19 protein-coding genes are annotated in these 16,943 nt (G+C 43.8%); 17 read left to right on the top strand and 2 right to left on the bottom strand.

The genetic code is table 11. The annotated features are described in order from the left end of the window. Positions 1 to 295: 295 nt before the first annotated feature. The 12 genes from alaS to CW370_RS13960 all read left to right on the top strand — a co-directional run bounded on the left by alaS (position 296) and on the right by CW370_RS13960 (position 12,186). On the top strand, positions 296 to 2,932 hold the full coding sequence (gene alaS, locus CW370_RS14015) for an alanine--tRNA ligase (RefSeq protein ID WP_024573506.1): 2,637 nt from the start codon (positions 296 to 298) through the stop codon (positions 2,930 to 2,932). 84 nt (positions 2,933 to 3,016) lie between these two features. Further along, positions 3,017 to 3,283, top strand: coding sequence for an IreB family regulatory phosphoprotein (locus CW370_RS14010; protein WP_003225903.1), 267 nt, complete (start codon positions 3,017 to 3,019; stop codon positions 3,281 to 3,283). 7 nt (positions 3,284 to 3,290) lie between these two features. After that, positions 3,291 to 3,707 (top strand): Holliday junction resolvase RuvX, encoded by a 417-nt coding sequence (gene ruvX, locus CW370_RS14005; protein WP_003229795.1) that lies wholly within the window; start codon positions 3,291 to 3,293, stop codon positions 3,705 to 3,707. 17 nt (positions 3,708 to 3,724) lie between these two features. Next, a complete protein-coding gene (locus CW370_RS14000; RefSeq protein ID WP_003246199.1) occupies positions 3,725 to 4,006 on the top strand; it encodes a DUF1292 domain-containing protein in 282 nt (93 codons plus the stop codon). 130 nt (positions 4,007 to 4,136) lie between these two features. After that, the gene (gene mltG, locus CW370_RS13995; protein WP_014477501.1) at positions 4,137 to 5,219 is read left to right on the top strand and encodes an endolytic transglycosylase MltG; all 1,083 of its coding nucleotides are present in this window, start codon (positions 4,137 to 4,139) and stop codon (positions 5,217 to 5,219) included. A 151-nt stretch (positions 5,220 to 5,370) separates the two neighbouring features. After that, positions 5,371 to 6,024, top strand: a complete 654-nt coding sequence (locus CW370_RS13990; protein WP_015714429.1) for an O-methyltransferase — start codon at positions 5,371 to 5,373, stop codon at positions 6,022 to 6,024. 5 nt (positions 6,025 to 6,029) lie between these two features. Then, positions 6,030 to 6,959: a peptidase U32 family protein gene (locus CW370_RS13985; RefSeq protein WP_024573228.1), complete on the top strand. Its 930-nt coding sequence runs from the start codon at positions 6,030 to 6,032 to the stop codon at positions 6,957 to 6,959. A gap of 18 nt (positions 6,960 to 6,977) precedes the next feature. Then, positions 6,978 to 8,246 (top strand): peptidase U32 family protein, encoded by a 1,269-nt coding sequence (locus CW370_RS13980; protein WP_003229802.1) that lies wholly within the window; start codon positions 6,978 to 6,980, stop codon positions 8,244 to 8,246. 6 nt (positions 8,247 to 8,252) lie between these two features. Further along, on the top strand, positions 8,253 to 8,888 hold the full coding sequence (udk, locus tag CW370_RS13975) for a uridine kinase (protein WP_003225916.1): 636 nt from the start codon (positions 8,253 to 8,255) through the stop codon (positions 8,886 to 8,888). A gap of 250 nt (positions 8,889 to 9,138) precedes the next feature. Then, a complete protein-coding gene (gene greA / locus CW370_RS13970; protein ID WP_004399078.1) occupies positions 9,139 to 9,612 on the top strand; it encodes a transcription elongation factor GreA in 474 nt (157 codons plus the stop codon). A 53-nt stretch (positions 9,613 to 9,665) separates the two neighbouring features. Further along, positions 9,666 to 11,420: a peptidoglycan D,D-transpeptidase FtsI family protein gene (locus CW370_RS13965; protein WP_024572771.1), complete on the top strand. Its 1,755-nt coding sequence runs from the start codon at positions 9,666 to 9,668 to the stop codon at positions 11,418 to 11,420. A 64-nt stretch (positions 11,421 to 11,484) separates the two neighbouring features. After that, positions 11,485 to 12,186: a YrrS family protein gene (locus tag CW370_RS13960; protein WP_003246156.1), complete on the top strand. Its 702-nt coding sequence runs from the start codon at positions 11,485 to 11,487 to the stop codon at positions 12,184 to 12,186. 36 nt (positions 12,187 to 12,222) lie between these two features. Here the strand turns inward: CW370_RS13960 and CW370_RS13955 are convergent, their stop codons facing one another. Next, positions 12,223 to 12,426, bottom strand: a complete 204-nt coding sequence (locus CW370_RS13955) for a YrzA family protein (protein ID WP_014477495.1) — start codon at positions 12,424 to 12,426, stop codon at positions 12,223 to 12,225. Positions 12,427 to 12,618: 192 nt separating this feature from the next. Between CW370_RS13955 and CW370_RS13950 the strand changes: the two genes are divergently transcribed. The 5 genes from CW370_RS13950 to CW370_RS13930 all read left to right on the top strand — a co-directional run bounded on the left by CW370_RS13950 (position 12,619) and on the right by CW370_RS13930 (position 16,417). Beyond that, on the top strand, positions 12,619 to 13,260 hold the full coding sequence (locus tag CW370_RS13950; RefSeq protein ID WP_014480412.1) for a class I SAM-dependent DNA methyltransferase: 642 nt from the start codon (positions 12,619 to 12,621) through the stop codon (positions 13,258 to 13,260). Between the two features lie 20 nt (positions 13,261 to 13,280). After that, the gene (mtnN, locus tag CW370_RS13945) at positions 13,281 to 13,976 is read left to right on the top strand and encodes a 5'-methylthioadenosine/S-adenosylhomocysteine nucleosidase (RefSeq protein WP_009967881.1); all 696 of its coding nucleotides are present in this window, start codon (positions 13,281 to 13,283) and stop codon (positions 13,974 to 13,976) included. A gap of 63 nt (positions 13,977 to 14,039) precedes the next feature. Continuing rightward, entirely contained in the window at positions 14,040 to 14,963 is a 924-nt protein-coding gene (locus CW370_RS13940; RefSeq protein WP_042976679.1) for an O-acetylserine dependent cystathionine beta-synthase, read from the top strand. A gap of 1 nt (position 14,964) precedes the next feature. Beyond that, positions 14,965 to 16,104: a bifunctional cystathionine gamma-lyase/homocysteine desulfhydrase gene (locus tag CW370_RS13935; RefSeq protein ID WP_101169771.1), complete on the top strand. Its 1,140-nt coding sequence runs from the start codon at positions 14,965 to 14,967 to the stop codon at positions 16,102 to 16,104. 82 nt (positions 16,105 to 16,186) lie between these two features. Beyond that, a complete protein-coding gene (locus CW370_RS13930; RefSeq protein WP_003237358.1) occupies positions 16,187 to 16,417 on the top strand; it encodes a YrhC family protein in 231 nt (76 codons plus the stop codon). A 35-nt stretch (positions 16,418 to 16,452) separates the two neighbouring features. Here CW370_RS13930 and CW370_RS13925 read toward each other — a convergent pair whose 3' ends face one another. Next, positions 16,453 to 16,935: a DUF1641 domain-containing protein gene (locus tag CW370_RS13925; RefSeq protein WP_014477490.1), complete on the bottom strand. Its 483-nt coding sequence runs from the start codon at positions 16,933 to 16,935 to the stop codon at positions 16,453 to 16,455. Positions 16,936 to 16,943: the final 8 nt, after the last annotated feature.

The following is a 16,943-nucleotide window of genomic DNA, read 5'->3' as shown; positions in this document are numbered from 1 at the left end:
ATACATACGAATCTCGAGTGACGGATCTGAGTACGCCGAAGCCCTGTTAAAGAGAGAAGCTCCATAAGCTGAAAGGAGCTTTATCAGAAGATCGGAGGAAGCTAATCCTGAGTGCAGTTAATCACTGCCGCTTATCCTGCGTTACAGGGTTAAAGGTGACGGGCGCATGAATGCCCGTAATCAGGGTGGTACCGCGAGACAGCTCTCGTCCCTGTGTAAACGTTGGTTTACATAGGGGGAGGGCTTTTTTGCTGTCACTGAAGAGAATTTCGATTTTTATAGAGGAGGAAATACAATGAAACACTTAACTTCTGCGGAAGTGCGTCAAATGTTTTTGGATTTCTTTAAAGAAAAAGGACATGCGGTAGAGCCAAGCGCGTCATTAGTGCCTCATGAGGATCCTTCACTGCTTTGGATCAACAGCGGTGTTGCGACGCTGAAAAAATATTTTGACGGCCGTGTCGTGCCGGAAAATCCAAGAATCGTAAACGCTCAAAAAGCGATCAGAACAAACGATATAGAAAATGTAGGTAAAACTGCGCGCCATCACACTTTCTTTGAAATGCTCGGAAACTTTTCCATCGGCGATTATTTCAAAGAAGAAGCCATTACATGGGCTTGGGAGTTTTTAACGAGCGACAAGTGGATTGGCTTCGACAAAGAGCTTCTCTCTGTTACGGTTCATCCTGAAGATGAAGAGGCATATGAGTTTTGGGCGAAAAAAATCGGTATTCCTGAAGAAAGAATTATCCGTCTGGAAGGGAACTTCTGGGATATCGGTGAAGGGCCGAGCGGACCGAATACGGAAATCTTTTACGACCGCGGTGAAGCATACGGTAATGATCCAGAAGATCCGGAGCTTTACCCAGGCGGGGAAAACGACCGTTACCTGGAAGTATGGAACCTAGTGTTCTCAGAGTTCAACCATAACCCTGACGGCACGTACACACCGCTTCCAAAGAAAAACATTGATACTGGCATGGGTCTTGAAAGAATGGTATCTGTCATCCAGAATGTTCCGACAAACTTTGACACCGATTTGTTTATTCCGATCATTAAAGCAACAGAATCGATTTCTGGTGAAACATATGGCAAAGACAATGTGAAAGACACTGCGTTTAAAGTGATTGCTGACCATATCAGAACGGTTGCCTTTGCTGTCAGTGACGGTGCGCTGCCGTCAAATGAAGGCCGCGGCTATGTATTAAGACGCTTATTACGCCGTGCCGTGCGTTATGCCAAAACGATCAACATCCATCGTCCGTTCATGTTTGATTTAGTGCCGGTTGTCGCAGAAATCATGGCTGATTTCTATCCTGAAGTGAAAGAGAAAGCGGATTTCATCGCAAAAGTCATTAAAACCGAGGAAGAACGCTTCCATGAGACCCTTAATGAAGGGCTTGCGATCCTGTCAGAAATGATCAAAAAAGAAAAAGACAAGGGCAGCAGCGTTATCTCAGGTGCTGATGTGTTTAAACTGTATGATACGTATGGATTCCCGGTTGAATTGACTGAAGAATACGCAGAAGACGAGAACATGACGGTTGACCATGAGGGCTTTGAGGAGGAAATGAACCAGCAGCGTGAACGGGCAAGAAACGCCCGCCAGGATGTCGGCAGCATGCAGGTGCAGGGCGGCGCACTGCGCGACGTGACAGTTGAAAGCACATTTGTCGGCTACTCTCAAACCAAAGCTGATGCCAATATCATTGTGCTTCTTCAGGACGGCCAATTAATCGAAGAGGCTCATGAAGGAGAAAGCGTTCAAATCATTCTTGATGAAACACCGTTCTATGCAGAAAGCGGCGGCCAAATCGGCGACAAAGGCTATCTCCGAAGCGAGCAGGCAGTTGTAAGAATTAAAGATGTTCAAAAAGCGCCGAACGGCCAGCATGTGCATGAAGGTGTTGTGGAGAGCGGTACTGTTCAAAAAGGCCTGCATGTTACGGCTGAAGTTGAAGACCATATGAGAAGCGGCGTCATTAAAAACCACACGGCAACGCATTTATTGCATCAGGCTCTAAAAGATGTTCTTGGAACTCATGTCAATCAGGCGGGCTCTCTTGTAACGGAAAACCGTCTTCGTTTTGACTTCTCGCACTTTGGCCAAGTGACAAAAGAAGAGCTTGAACAAATTGAAAGAATCGTAAACGAAAAGATCTGGGCGAGCATCCCGGTCAGCATTGATTTGAAACCGATCGCTGAAGCAAAAGAAATGGGTGCGATGGCACTGTTCGGCGAAAAATATGGCGATATTGTCCGTGTCGTTCAAGTTGGAGATTACAGCTTAGAGCTGTGCGGCGGCTGCCATGTCAGAAATACAGCAGAAATCGGCTTGTTTAAAATCGTTTCTGAATCTGGAATCGGCGCAGGCACAAGACGGATTGAAGCTGTAACGGGACAAGGCGCTTACGTCGAAATGAACAGCCAGATTTCTGTATTGAAGCAGACCGCTGACGAGCTGAAAACAAATATCAAAGAAGTGCCGAAACGGGTCGCGGCTCTGCAGGCTGAACTGAAGGAAGCACAAAGAGAAAATGAATCTCTTCTTGCAAAACTAGGCAACGTGGAAGCAGGAGCAATCCTGTCGAAAGTAAAAGAAGTTGACGGCGTAAACGTGCTTGCGGCAAAAGTAAATGCAAAAGACATGAATCATCTCCGCACTATGGTCGATGAACTCAAAGCAAAGCTTGGCTCTGCGGTGATCGTGCTTGGTGCGGTACAAAACGATAAAGTTAATATCTCTGCCGGAGTCACAAAGGACCTCATTGAGAAAGGACTTCACGCCGGCAAGCTGGTTAAACAAGCTGCGGAAGTTTGCGGCGGAGGCGGCGGAGGCCGTCCGGACATGGCGCAGGCAGGCGGTAAACAGCCGGAAAAATTAGAAGAAGCTTTGGCTTCTGTAGAAGATTGGGTGAAATCCGTTTTATAATTCGCCCATGTAGTGTAGAATGATGGTAAGATTAGGACCCCAGGCTGAACTTTGCCTGCGAATTTGGGAAAGAGGTGCAAAACGGTGAGCTCGTTTGATAAAACGATGAAATTTAATTTCTCCGATGATTCTGCTGAGACTAACGTAAATGAGGTGCTGATTACAGTGTATGACGCGCTTCAGGAAAAGGGCTACAATCCAATCAACCAGATTGTCGGATACTTGCTGTCAGGTGATCCCGCTTATATTCCTAGGCATCGTGACGCTCGCAATTTAATTCGCAAACTTGAAAGAGACGAATTAATCGAGGAATTGGTAAAGTCTTATTTAGAACAGCATAAAGAGGCGTAAATAAAGAATGAGAATATTAGGACTCGATTTAGGAACCAAAACACTCGGTGTAGCTCTGAGCGATGAAATGGGCTGGACTGCTCAAGGCATTGAGACCATAAAGATAAATGAAGCAGAAGGCGATTATGGTTTATCCCGTTTATCTGAACTGATAAAGGACTATACTATAGATAAAATCGTGCTCGGCTTTCCTAAGAACATGAACGGAACAGTCGGCCCGAGAGGCGAAGCCAGCCAAACATTTGCGAAAGTGCTTGAAACAACGTACAATGTTCCTGTTGTGCTGTGGGACGAGCGTCTTACCACAATGGCGGCTGAAAAAATGCTGATTGCAGCTGACGTCAGCAGGCAAAAACGAAAAAAAGTCATTGATAAAATGGCGGCTGTTATGATTTTACAAGGATATCTTGACAGCTTAAATTAAAGCCAGAGGTGAAGAAAATGGAACACGGCGAAAAAAATATTACAATTGTTGACGATCAAGGAAATGAACAGCTTTGTGAAGTGCTGTTTACATTTGAAAACGAAGAGTTTGGCAAGTCTTATGTCTTGTACTATCCAATCGAATCAAAAGATGACGAAGAAGTAGAAATTCTTGCTTCCAGCTTCACGCCAAACGAAGACGGTGAAAACGGTGAGCTATTCCCGATTGAAACTGACGAAGAATGGGATATGATCGAAGAAACACTAAACACATTCTTAGCGGACGAAGACGAAGAGTAAAACATCGCGCCAAACCAAAGCCGGAGCTATACTGCTCCGGCTTTTTTCTGCTTTATGCAGGCCTCTTTTTGTAATAAATTGCCGAAATACAATGAATCATGTAGTATAAGAGCTGATGGGAGGAGACCTAATGTATATCAATCAGCAAAAAAAATCGTTTTTTAATAAAAAAAGAATCATACTGTCTTCCATTGTTGTGCTGTTTCTCATCATTGGCGGGGCATTTTTATATGGGAAATCATTGCTTGAACCTGTTGAAAAAGACAGTAAAACGACAGTTAATATTAACATTCCGAGCGGTTCGTCTGTTTCAGCCATCGCATCGATATTAAAGAAAAATGATGTCATAAAAAGCGAGAAGGCGTTTCAGTACTATGTGAAATATAAAGGTGCTTCCGGGTTTCAGGCCGGATTCTACCATCTGAATAAAGGTATGGATTTAGATGCCATTATTCAGAAGCTGACAAGCGGGGCTACAGGCTACGCTTTTCAAATCACAGTGACTGAGGGAGCACAGCTGACCCAAATCGCGGCTGCTATTGCTGATGAAACAAAATACTCTAAAAAACAAGTCATAGCGAAGCTGGACGATGAAACATTTATCAATCAGCTGAAGAAAGAATTCCCGGACACTGTGACAAATGATGTTTTCAATAAAAACATTAAGCACCCGCTTGAAGGGTACCTATTCCCGGCTACATACCCTTTTAACGATCCGGACACATCACTTGAAGACATTATCAAGGCAATGATTAAGCAGACAAATTCTTATGTGGAAACATATAAATCAGAAATGAAGAAAAACAAACTTTCTGTGCATAAGCTGCTGACGATGGCTTCTTTGATAGAAGAAGAAGCGACTGAAAAAGCCGACCGCCACAAAATTGCGAGCGTCTTTTATAACCGCCTGAAAAAGAAAATGCCGCTCCAAACAGATCCGACCGTGCTGTACGCGGCAGGCAAGCATAAAGATCGGGTTCTTTATAAGGATCTGGAAATCGATTCACCATACAATACGTATAAAAACACAGGGCTGACGCCAGGGCCGATTGCCAATGCCGGCATGTCGTCATGGGAAGCGGCGCTGCATCCGGATAAAACGGACTATCTGTATTTCTTGGCCAAATCAAATGGTGAGGTCGTATTTACAAAAACGCTAAAAGAGCATAATAAAGCAAAAGAAAAATACATTTCCTCAAAAAATGAGAAATAAAAGGAGAGCAAAAAGCTCTCCTTTTGTTCGCTTTCCGCAAGGTTTTATGATAAAATATATCGGGTTGTTTACCGATGTATCATGATGTATTCAGAGAGTGTCCTGCGCATAAGACTGGGGCACTCCTTTTTAGAACGGGAGGCTGTTTGTAGTGACTGACCGGTATGAACAAATAAATGACTATATAGAAGCATTATTAAAGCCTCGGCCGGATAACGTGAAGAAGCTTGAAGCATATGCAGAAGAACATCATGTCCCGATCATGGAAAAAGCGGGCATGGAGGTGCTGCTTCAAATTTTGTCTGTGAAACAGCCGAAAAAAATACTAGAAATCGGAACGGCCATTGGTTATTCAGCTATTCGAATGGCGCTGGAGCTGCCGTCTGCTGAAATATATACAATTGAACGCAATGAGAAACGGCATGAAGAAGCGGTAAACAATATCAAGGAATTTCAGCTTGATGACCGGATTCATGTTTTTTACGGAGATGCGCTTGAATTAGCCGACGCCGTTCATGTAACTGCGCCTTACGATGTCATTTTTATTGACGCTGCAAAAGGTCAGTATCAAAACTTTTTTCATTTATATGAACCGATGCTTTCACCGGACGGGGTGATTTTAACGGACAACGTGCTGTTTAAGGGTCTGGTGGCAGAGGATTACAGCAAAATAGAACCGAAGAGAAGGCGCAGGCTTGTAGCAAAAATTGATGAATATAATCATTGGCTGATGAATCATCCGGATTATCAAACTGCGATTATTCCTGTCGGGGACGGACTTGCGATTAGTAAAAAGAAGAGGTGAACGTCATGAAAAAACCAGAGCTCTTAGTGACGCCGACGAGCACAGCGGACATTTTGCCGCTCATACAGGCGGGGGCAACTGCGTTTTTAGTTGGGGAACAGAGATACGGCTTGAGATTAGCCGGAGAATTTTCTCGTGAAGATGTAACAAAAGCCGTAGAGATTGCTCACAAAGAAGGAGCAAAAGTATACGTTGCTGTAAATGCAATTTTCCATAACGATAAAGTGGGTGAGCTTGGCGAATATCTGGCTTTCTTAGCAGAAGCCGGTGTCGATGCAGCGGTATTCGGTGATCCTGCCGTGCTGATGGCTGCCCGTGAATCTGCGCCTGATCTGAAGCTTCATTGGAGCACAGAAACGACAGGCACCAACTATTATACATGCAACTACTGGGGACGCAAGGGTGCGGCGCGCTCTGTGCTTGCCAGAGAATTAAACATGGACAGCATTGTTGAGATTAAAGAAAATGCGGAAGTCGAAATTGAAATCCAGGTGCATGGAATGACGTGCATGTTCCAATCGAAGCGTTCTTTGATTGGAAACTATTTTGAATATCAGGGCAAAGTCATGGACATTGAAAGAAAGAAAAAAGAATCAGGCATGTTTTTACACGATAAAGAACGTGATAATAAATATCCGATTTTCGAAGATGAAAACGGCACTCACATCATGAGCCCGAACGATGTGTGCATCATTGATGAGCTCGAGGAATTGATAGATGCCGGAATTGATTCTTTCAAAATCGATGGTGTTTTGAAAACGCCTGAATACCTAATAGAAGTCACCAAAATGTACAGAGAAGCAATTGATTTGTGCGTGGAAAACCGTGACGAATACGAAGTGAAAAAAGAAGACTGGATCGAACGCATTGAAAGCATCCAGCCAGTAAACAGAAAAATTGATACCGGATTCTTCTTCAAGGAAACGGTTTATTAATCAAAAGGAGGTTAAGCTATGACTGCCGTAAATGATAAAATATCCACAATCGTTAATGGAAAGCGTGTGATTACGAAAAAGCCGGAGCTTCTCGCACCTGCGGGTAATCTTGAAAAGCTGAAAATCGCTGTTCATTACGGAGCGGACGCGGTCTTTATCGGGGGACAGGAATACGGGCTGCGCTCGAATGCCGATAACTTTACGATCGAAGAAATTGCAGAAGGCGTTGAATTCGCAAAGAAATATGGCGCGAAGATCTACGTAACAACGAATATTTTCGCTCATAATGAAAACATGGACGGGCTTGAAGACTATTTAAAAGCGCTTGGAGACGCCAACGTTGCCGGTATTATTGTGGCAGATCCGCTTATTATCGAAACATGCCGCAGAGTGGCGCCGAATGTTGAGGTTCACTTGAGCACACAGCAGTCTCTTTCAAACTGGAAGGCTGTCCAGTTCTGGAAGGAAGAAGGTCTCGACCGCGTCGTGCTGGCACGTGAAACAAGCGCTCTTGAAATCAGAGAAATGAAAGAAAAGGTAGATATCGAAATCGAATCCTTTATTCATGGCGCAATGTGTATCGCATATTCCGGCCGCTGCGTGCTGAGCAATCACATGACAGCGCGGGATTCCAATCGCGGAGGCTGCTGCCAGTCATGCCGCTGGGATTATGATCTCTACCAAACAGACGGTGCCAACGCCGTTGCTTTGTATGGTGAAGAAGATGCACCATTTGCGATGAGCCCGAAAGATTTGAAGCTGATTGAATCCATTCCGAAAATGATTGAAATGGGGATCGACAGCTTAAAGATTGAAGGCCGCATGAAATCCATTCACTATGTAGCAACTGTTGTCAGCGTATACCGCAAAGTAATCGATGCTTATTGCGCTGATCCAGAGAACTTTGTGATTCAAAAAGAATGGCTTGAAGAGCTTGATAAGTGCGCCAACAGGGACACTGCGACAGCTTTCTTTGAAGGAACGCCAGGCTATGAAGAGCAAATGTTCGGCGAACACGCCAAGAAAACGACATATGATTTTGTCGGCTTAGTGCTGAATTATGATGAAGATACACAAATGGTCACGCTTCAGCAGCGCAATTTCTTCAAAAAAGGCGACGAAGTGGAATTTTTCGGTCCAGAAATCGAAAACTTTACACATACGATTGAAACCATTTGGGACGAAGACGGAAATGAGCTAGATGCTGCCCGCCATCCCCTGCAAATTGTCAAATTCAAACTAGACAAAAAGATTTATCCGAGCAACATGATGAGAAAGGGGAAGTAACAGCCCATGGGTAAGAATCCAGTAGTCATTGGAATCGCAGGAGGTTCCGGTTCAGGAAAAACGAGTGTCACACGGTCCATTTATGAACAATTTAAAGGACACTCGATTTTAATGATCCAGCAGGACCTTTATTATAAAGACCAAAGCCATCTTCCGTTTGAAGAAAGGCTGAACACAAACTATGATCATCCGCTTGCGTTTGATAATGACTATTTAATCGAGCATATTCAGGATCTATTGAATTATCGCCCGATTGAAAAGCCGATTTATGACTATAAGCTTCACACACGTTCAGAAGAAACGGTTCACGTAGAGCCAAAGGATGTTATTATCCTTGAAGGCATTCTTGTTCTTGAAGACAAAAGGCTTCGTGATCTGATGGATATCAAGCTTTATGTTGATACGGACGCTGACTTGCGTATCATCAGACGGATTATGAGAGATATTAATGAGCGCGGACGCTCTATTGATTCTGTCATTGAACAATATGTGTCAGTGGTCCGTCCGATGCATAACCAATTCGTCGAGCCGACGAAACGATACGCTGATATTATTATCCCGGAAGGCGGTCAGAATCACGTCGCAATTGATCTGATGGTCACAAAAATTCAAACCATTCTTGAACAAAACGCGATTTTGTAATACCATAGCATAGACATAAATAACTCTGACCATATTATGTATAGGCAGGAAGGGAATGTGCGAATTCCCTTCTTTCCCTGTTTATAAACGCGAAATATTTGCAGAACGACACGATTCAGTTTAAGATAAACAGTACCTATATGGGAGAGAAGAACGAGGACTGCCCTGTGTTCTCATTCTTGTATTTTTTAGTTTATGCTCTCATACATAATCGAAGATGTTGAGGGACAACCAGAAGGAGTGAAGGGACATGGCACAAGAGAAAGTTTTTCCTATGACTGCAGAAGGAAAACAAAAACTTGAACAAGAATTAGAATATTTGAAAACGGTTAAACGAAAAGAAGTAGTAGAGCGAATCAAAATTGCGAGAAGCTTCGGAGACCTTTCCGAGAACTCTGAATACGATTCAGCGAAAGAAGAGCAGGCATTTGTAGAGGGCCGCGTGACGACTCTTGAAAATATGATTCGCAATGCGAAAATCATTGAAGATGACGGCGGCTCTAACGTTGTCGGTTTGGGTAAAACCGTCACTTTCGTCGAACTGCCTGACGGTGATGAAGAATCATATACGATCGTCGGAAGCGCGGAAGCTGACCCGTTTGAAGGGAAAATCTCAAACGATTCACCGATCGCAAAAAGCCTCTTGGGCAAAAAAGTAGATGAAGAAGTCACAGTACAAACACCGGGCGGAGAAATGCTCGTGAAAATTGTGAAAATTTCATAATATCTGTTTAGCAGCGAAACACCTCGTCCACAATGTGGGTGAGGTGTTTTTTTATGAAGATATCGAAACGAATGAAGCTGGCAGTCATCGCTTTTTTGATTGTATTTTTTCTGCTTCTGCTGAGGCTTGCAGAAATCCAGCTGTTTTTCACAGAATCATTTTCTAAAAAGAAAATTAATTTGATTCAAGAAAGTGTGAAACAGCGGACGGAGGAAGTGCTTATTTCAGATGGAAGAGGCTCTTTTTTAGATCGAAACGGGCGGGCGCTGACAGGACAAAGCGAGCCTGCGGTTGTTTTGTTCCCTTTTCTGTTGACGCAGGATTGGCCGATCAAAAAAGTTGCGGACATCCTCGGCATGTCTGAAGATGATTTGCGCCAGACACTAGGTAAGGCAAAAAAACCGGTCATTTTGCAGCAAAAGAAAATCAAAACACTTTCAAAACAATCTATCACAAAAATCAATTCTTTGAAATATCCCGGCATTTACGGCGTATATATGGAGAATGAAGACAAGCCCAGCCTTGCTTCACATACGATAGGGAGCACGAACCAAGATCCGGCGCTGCTTCGCAAGAAATATCCTGACAAGGAGAGCCTTCCGATTACAACAGAAATCGGAACAACCGGTTTAGAACGGACATTTGACGAGTTTTTGCTTCCGGAACAAGACACAAAGCTTTTATATCATGTGGACGGAAAAGGAAACCCTTTGTTTGGCATGGACGTCAAATATACAGCTGAAGCCAATACATTTTATCCGCTCCAGGTCAAAACAACGATCGATCAAAGCATTCAAAAAGCGATGGAGGAGGTATTGGATGAACAGGGGCTGAAAAAGGGAGGAGCTGTGCTGCTGGACATCGAAAATAGCAGTGTTCTGGGAATTGTAAGCAAACCAGATGCGGATGTGTCCCGGCAAAACACACTTCAAAATTATATGCTGACGCCAATCTATCCCGGATCAGTTTTTAAAACAGTCATTGCCGCAGCTGCAATCGAAAATAATATGGTGAAGCCTAGTCAAACCTTTAATTGCAATTTAAACCTGTACGGGGAACCGGGGGACGACAAAGGCACCTTGTCTTTTGATGAAAGTTTTGCCCAAAGCTGTAATTACACATTTACGAGTCTTGCAGAACAATTAATGAAGAAAGACAGCTCGGTTATTGAAGATATGTCCGAGAAGCTGGCTCTCACTGATCGGGCAGGCTGGGAGGGAAAACTGTACCACGAAACCGATTTCCGCCAGCTGTATAACGAAAAAAGCGGCGTGATTTGGGGGGATGAAAAAGACAAATCAGTCAAAAAAGCCATTGCGCAAACAGCAATCGGGCAGAAAAATGTAAAGGTAACGCCGCTGGAGGTAGCCAATATGATGGCGACAATCGCCCGCGGCGGAGAAAAACGGCAGGTGAAAATTGCCGAACAAATTGAGTATAAGAACGGCACAACGCTCGTTACGTTTAAGGATCAGAAGCTCAAAGGGGAAACGATAGACAAATATACGTCACAGCAGCTTCAAAAAATACTGCGGCGGGTGGTAGAATCTCCTTCCGGAACGGGCAGAAGGTTTCAAGATCTTCCGTATACTGTAGCAGGGAAGTCGGGCACAGCCCAAACAGGCAAGCTTTCAAAAGAGAAGGAAACGCTCTATGAAAAATGGTTTGCCGGATATTTTCCCGCGGATAAGCCGAAATACGCTCTGGTTGTTTTACACATGGATACACCGGGAGATAAGGCTCTGACAAATTCGGTGTTTTATGATATTGTTAAAAAAGTACACGAAATTGAAATCAATCAGAAATAGAACAACTTCTCAGCACATGTTAAAATATATGCTGAGCCAAGAGGGATAAAGGAGTGCAGAATTATTGAGCAATAATCAATCTCGTTATGAAAATCGTGATAAACGCAGAAAAGCCAATTTAGTGCTTAACATTTTAATCGCAATCGTATCCATACTAATTGTCGTAGTAGCAGCGAATCTCTTCATTAACAGTCCTTCTAGCAAAGATGTCAGCAAGGATTCTGAAACGGCGCAAAAACAGGAATCTCCGGCTTCAGGAAAGACGGAAAAGAAATCGGATGAGGATATAAAAGACAGCAAGAAAGATACATCTGACAGCGAAAAGGATTCTGAGAAGTCTTCTGACTCTGATTCCAAAAAAGATGATTCTTCTTCTAAAAAAGATGACTCTGATTCAGATTCAAGCTCAGATTCAGCCGGTGACGGGCTTAAAGATGCAAAAGTAACAGAAGGCGGCTCATCGAGCGATGTGGAAAAAACGTATGAAAATCCTGACTGGAAAGCAGTCGGAACTGAGCAGACTGGCGAGCATGCCGCTACTTATGATTCAAGCTCACAAGATTGGGCTGAGATGCTGAAAGCCATCTCGTACGCAACTGGTGTCTCAACAGATAACATGACGGTGCTCTGGCTTGGAAATAACGGCAGCCCTCAGGATGCTAAAGGCAAGATTTTGGACAAGGCGACTGGGAATAAATATCAAGTGACGATTACATGGGTCGATGAAAAAGGCTGGAAGCCGACAAAAGTAGAAAAGCTAAAATAAACAAAAGCAGCCGGGTTACAACCGGCTGCTTTTGTTTTAGGCTTCAGCTGCGAAATGAACCACCGCGCTGTACAATATTCTTCCTTCTGCCACAGCAGTTTGGTGTGAAACAGATTTCACCCGGAGCATGATGGCTTTATTGTTTTCAATTTGTGTATTGATTTTCTTTTCAAGCTCCTGCAATGAAGCCGCTTCAAAAAATTCCACTTTGTCTTTAATCAGATCTAATTGAAAATTCATGTCTTGACCCTCCAGCTTTCACAAGTCATATGAAGTATAAGCTTTTTTGCGGTCAATGCGCAATATGAGATGGCATAAAATACACAAAGTGTTTTAGTACCTGCTTTTCAGAAGATGTGGTATTATAGGAACTGTTCCATCATTAATTCATAGTATGCTTATAGGAATTATTAAATATGGAGTGTGACAAATATGGGACGTGAATTTATCCCTCTCTTTGAAGATTGGGCAGCAACTTATGACCAAACAGTACAAGGTTTAGATATTCAGTATAAAGAAGCGTTCAGAGGCTATGATCATATCCTTGATGCCATCGTCAGCAAATCTGGAACGCATGTGTTAGAATTTGGCCCGGGGACCGGGAATTTGACGGCTAAGCTGCTCGATGCAGGCAAAACTGTATTTGGAATCGAACCTTCTCCAGCAATGCGTAAACTGGCTTCTGACAAGCTTTCAGGCAGGTCGGAAATCGTTGATGGAGACTTCCTGACATTCCCTGAGCCGCCATTTCAGGCTGATACAATTGTCAGTTCATATGCTTTTCATCATTTGACTGACGAAGAAAAGCGGGCTGCCATAAAGCAATATGGCAAATACCTTCACTTGCATGATAAAATAGTGTTTGCCGATACCGTCTTTGAAGATGCGCAAGCGTATCAAAAGGCTATCGATAAAGCCCGTTCTCAAGGCTTTTATCAGCTTGCAAATGATTTAGAGACAGAGCATTATCCTACATTGGATGCGTTGAAAGAAATGTTTACAGCTGAAGGTTTTGCAGTCCGATTCACTCAGCAAAACGACTTCGTGTGGATAATGGAGGCGATCAAACGGTAAAGTGAAGGGAATGTGAATAGATGAGACTAGCAGTCATCGGAGCAATGGAAGAGGAAGTTACCATCTTAAGAAACAAACTTGAAAATGCAAAAACAGAAACGATCGCACACTGTGAATTTACAACAGGCGAATATGAAGGAACTGAAGTAATTCTTTTAAAATCAGGAATTGGAAAAGTAAATGCTGCTATCAGCACGACGCTTCTGCTTGACCGTTACAAGCCTGATTATGTCATTAACACAGGCTCAGCCGGCGGATTTCATCATACATTGAATGTAGGAGATGTCGTCATTTCCACTGACGTTCGCCACCATGATGTAGACGTAACGGCTTTTGACTATGAATACGGCCAAGTGCCGGGTCTTCCGGCTGCTTATGCGGCGGATGAAAAGCTGATCAGCATCACTGAAGAAGCGGTATCTGAACTCGACGGCATTCAGGTTGCAAAAGGAACGATTGCAACAGGCGATTCTTTCATGAACGATCCGAAGCGGGTTGAAGAGGTGCGTGCGAGATTTTCTGATTTGTATGCGGTTGAAATGGAGGCTGCGGCAGTGGCTCAAGTGTGCCATCAATTTAAAACGCCGTTTGTCGTCATCAGAGCGTTATCTGATATCGCAGGAAAAGAATCACATGTTTCATTTGACCAATTTTTAGAGCAGGCGGCTGTCCATTCAACAGAGCTTGTGTTAAAGGTGATCAAACGAATTCATTAAAACGGGGAGAATGTTCTCCTCCGTTTTTTCTAAAAACACCCTCTAATAAGGAGGAGGACATATATGACAGTGATTACGGACATTACCGAGCTGATTGGGAATACACCGCTTCTCCGCTTGAAGAACTTTGATGTTCCAGAAGGAGTCGCGGTGTATGCCAAGCTTGAAATGATGAATCCCGGGGGTAGCATCAAAGACAGACTGGGAGATATGCTGATTCGTGACGCGCTCGATTCAGGCAAGGTGAAACCCGGCGGAGTGATTATAGAAGCTACGGCAGGCAATACAGGGATCGGCCTTGCGCTAAGTGCCAGAAAATATGGGTTGAAAGCGATTTTCTGTGTCCCTGAACATTTCAGCAGAGAGAAACAGCAAATTATGCAAGCGCTTGGCGCATCAATCATTCATACACCGCGTCAAGACGGAATGCAGGGCGCCATTCAAAAAGCCATTCAGCTGGAGTCTGAAATTGAAAATTCTTATTGCGTTTTGCAATTTAAAAACCGAGTAAATCCATCGACTTACTATAAGACGCTTGGACCTGAAATGTGGGAAGCGCTTGACGGGAATATTCATACGTTTGTCGCAGGGGCAGGATCAGGGGGCACGTTCGCAGGAACAGCTTCCTTCTTAAAAGAAAAAAATCCAGCAGTCAAAACGGTGATTGTTGAACCGGAGGGCTCGATTTTAAACGGAGGAGAGCCTCACGCTCATAAAACAGAAGGCATTGGCATGGAGTTTATCCCCGATTATATGGATAAGAGCCATTTTGACGAGATCTACACCGTAACAGATGAGAATGCGTTTAGACTTGTGAAAGAAGCGGCAGAAAAAGAAGGCCTGCTGATTGGAAGCTCTTCAGGTGCAGCGCTTTATGCGGCATTGGAGGAAGCAAAAAAAGCATCTGCTGGAACTAACATTGTCACAGTATTTCCTGACAGCAGTGATCGATATATCAGCAAACAAATATACGAAGGAGGCATCTGATATGAAGAAAAAAACATTGATGATACATGGCGGAATCACAGGTGATGAGAAAACAGGCGCAGTTTCCGTGCCCATTTATCAAGTAAGCACGTACAAGCAGCCGAAAGCAGGACAGCATACAGGCTACGAGTATTCAAGAACGGCCAATCCGACTCGAATCGCTCTCGAAGCACTTGTGACAGAACTGGAAAGCGGGGAAGCAGGCTATGCGTTCAGCTCAGGAATGGCTGCCATTACAGCGGTTATGATGCTGTTTAACAGCGGAGATCATGTCGTGTTGACTGATGATGTGTACGGCGGAACATATCGCGTGATGACAAAGGTGCTTAACCGTCTTGGCATTGAATCAACATTTGTTGATACGAGCAGCAGGGAAGAAGTTGAAAAAGCGATTCGCCCTAATACAAAAGCCATTTATATTGAAACACCGACAAACCCGTTGCTCAAAATCACCGACCTGACGCTCATGGCTGATATCGCAAAAAAAGCGGGTGTTCTGCTTATTGTAGACAATACCTTTAACACTCCTTATTTTCAGCAGCCGCTTACTTTAGGCGCTGATATCGTACTTCACAGTGCGACAAAATATCTTGGCGGACACAGTGATGTCGTCGGAGGTTTAGTTGTGACAGCTTCGAAAGAGCTTGGAGAAGAGCTGCATTTTGTGCAAAACTCCACAGGCGGCGTGCTTGGCCCTCAAGATTCCTGGCTGTTAATGAGAGGAATCAAAACGTTGGGACTCAGAATGGAAGCGATCGATCAAAATGCGCGGAAAATCGCAAGCTTTCTTGAGAATCACCCTGCTGTCCAAACGTTATATTACCCTGGTTCTTCAAATCATCCCGGACATGAGCTTGCAAAAACGCAAGGATCTGGCTTCGGCGGCATGATCTCCTTTGATATTGGCAGTGAAGAACGGGTTGATGCGTTTTTAGGAAAACTGAAACTGTTTACCATTGCTGAAAGCCTGGGGGCGGTTGAAAGCTTAATTTCTGTTCCTGCAAGAATGACACATGCCTCTATTCCGAGAGAACGCCGGCTTGAGCTCGGCATTACGGACGGCTTGATCAGAATTTCTGTAGGAATTGAAGATGCGGAAGACTTGTTGGAAGATATCGGCCAAGCGCTTGAAAATATATAACAAATGGATAGAATTACTTTCTCTGTAAGCCGCCGGATTATATTATAATAGTCGTATACTATGAATCTGGCAGGTGATTCTTTTGAACAAAAATAGAATGAAATCTTTAAAAGAAGATTACAAGCATTTTGCTTTTACATTGCTTGCAGTCAGCACTTTTTTATATATAGGCGCAGTTCTCCCTGATCAAGGCTTAACATTAGGCCAGAAATCGACTATGTTTTTAGCGGATTGCGTATTTTTAGCCGGTGCCTTCTTTTGCGCTGACCGTTCACTTATTTACAAGAAGCGTTTGGAAGAAGCCGACGAATAAAAAAACAGCCATCATCAAAAGATGGCTGTTTTTTGTTATTTTTCTCGAAGTTCTTTTCCCATGCCTTTTAAAAACTGAAGACCGAAGCCGACGGCTCTGTTGATGTCAGGATCGTTCATTGCTTTTAACAGGTCGAGAATCCCGACTTTCTTGTCTTCTTTTAAAAAGCTTTGTGCCTGTTCAGTCCCAGCCATTACGCTTTCTAAAAGCTTTGCTGTAAACTCAGGATCGGCTTTTGTCAATGCGCCTCCGGCGGCCATCATCGTGTTGATGAGGTTGGTGACAGGCTCGCGGGAAACTTGGCCAAGCGCAATCTTGGCAATGTCTTCCTTCGCTCTGAGCATGCTTGTTGCCGCGTCAAAAATTCCAAGATCATTGAGTTCATTCATTAATGTCATCGTTTTAGAGACGGCGTCCTCATTTTCCGCCAGCAGCTCTTTCAGTTCTTCTATTTTTTCAAGCTTAATTTGCTCAGCTGTTTTTGTTTCTTTTTTGATCGTCGTAATCGGAGTGGCCATTCGTTTTC

The sequence above is a fragment of the Bacillus sp. SN32 genome (assembly GCF_002837495.1).
GTDB lineage: Bacteria > Bacillota > Bacilli > Bacillales > Bacillaceae > Bacillus > Bacillus subtilis.
Note: the sequence above shows the minus strand (reverse complement) of the source record. Positions and strands in the feature narration are given on the sequence as shown.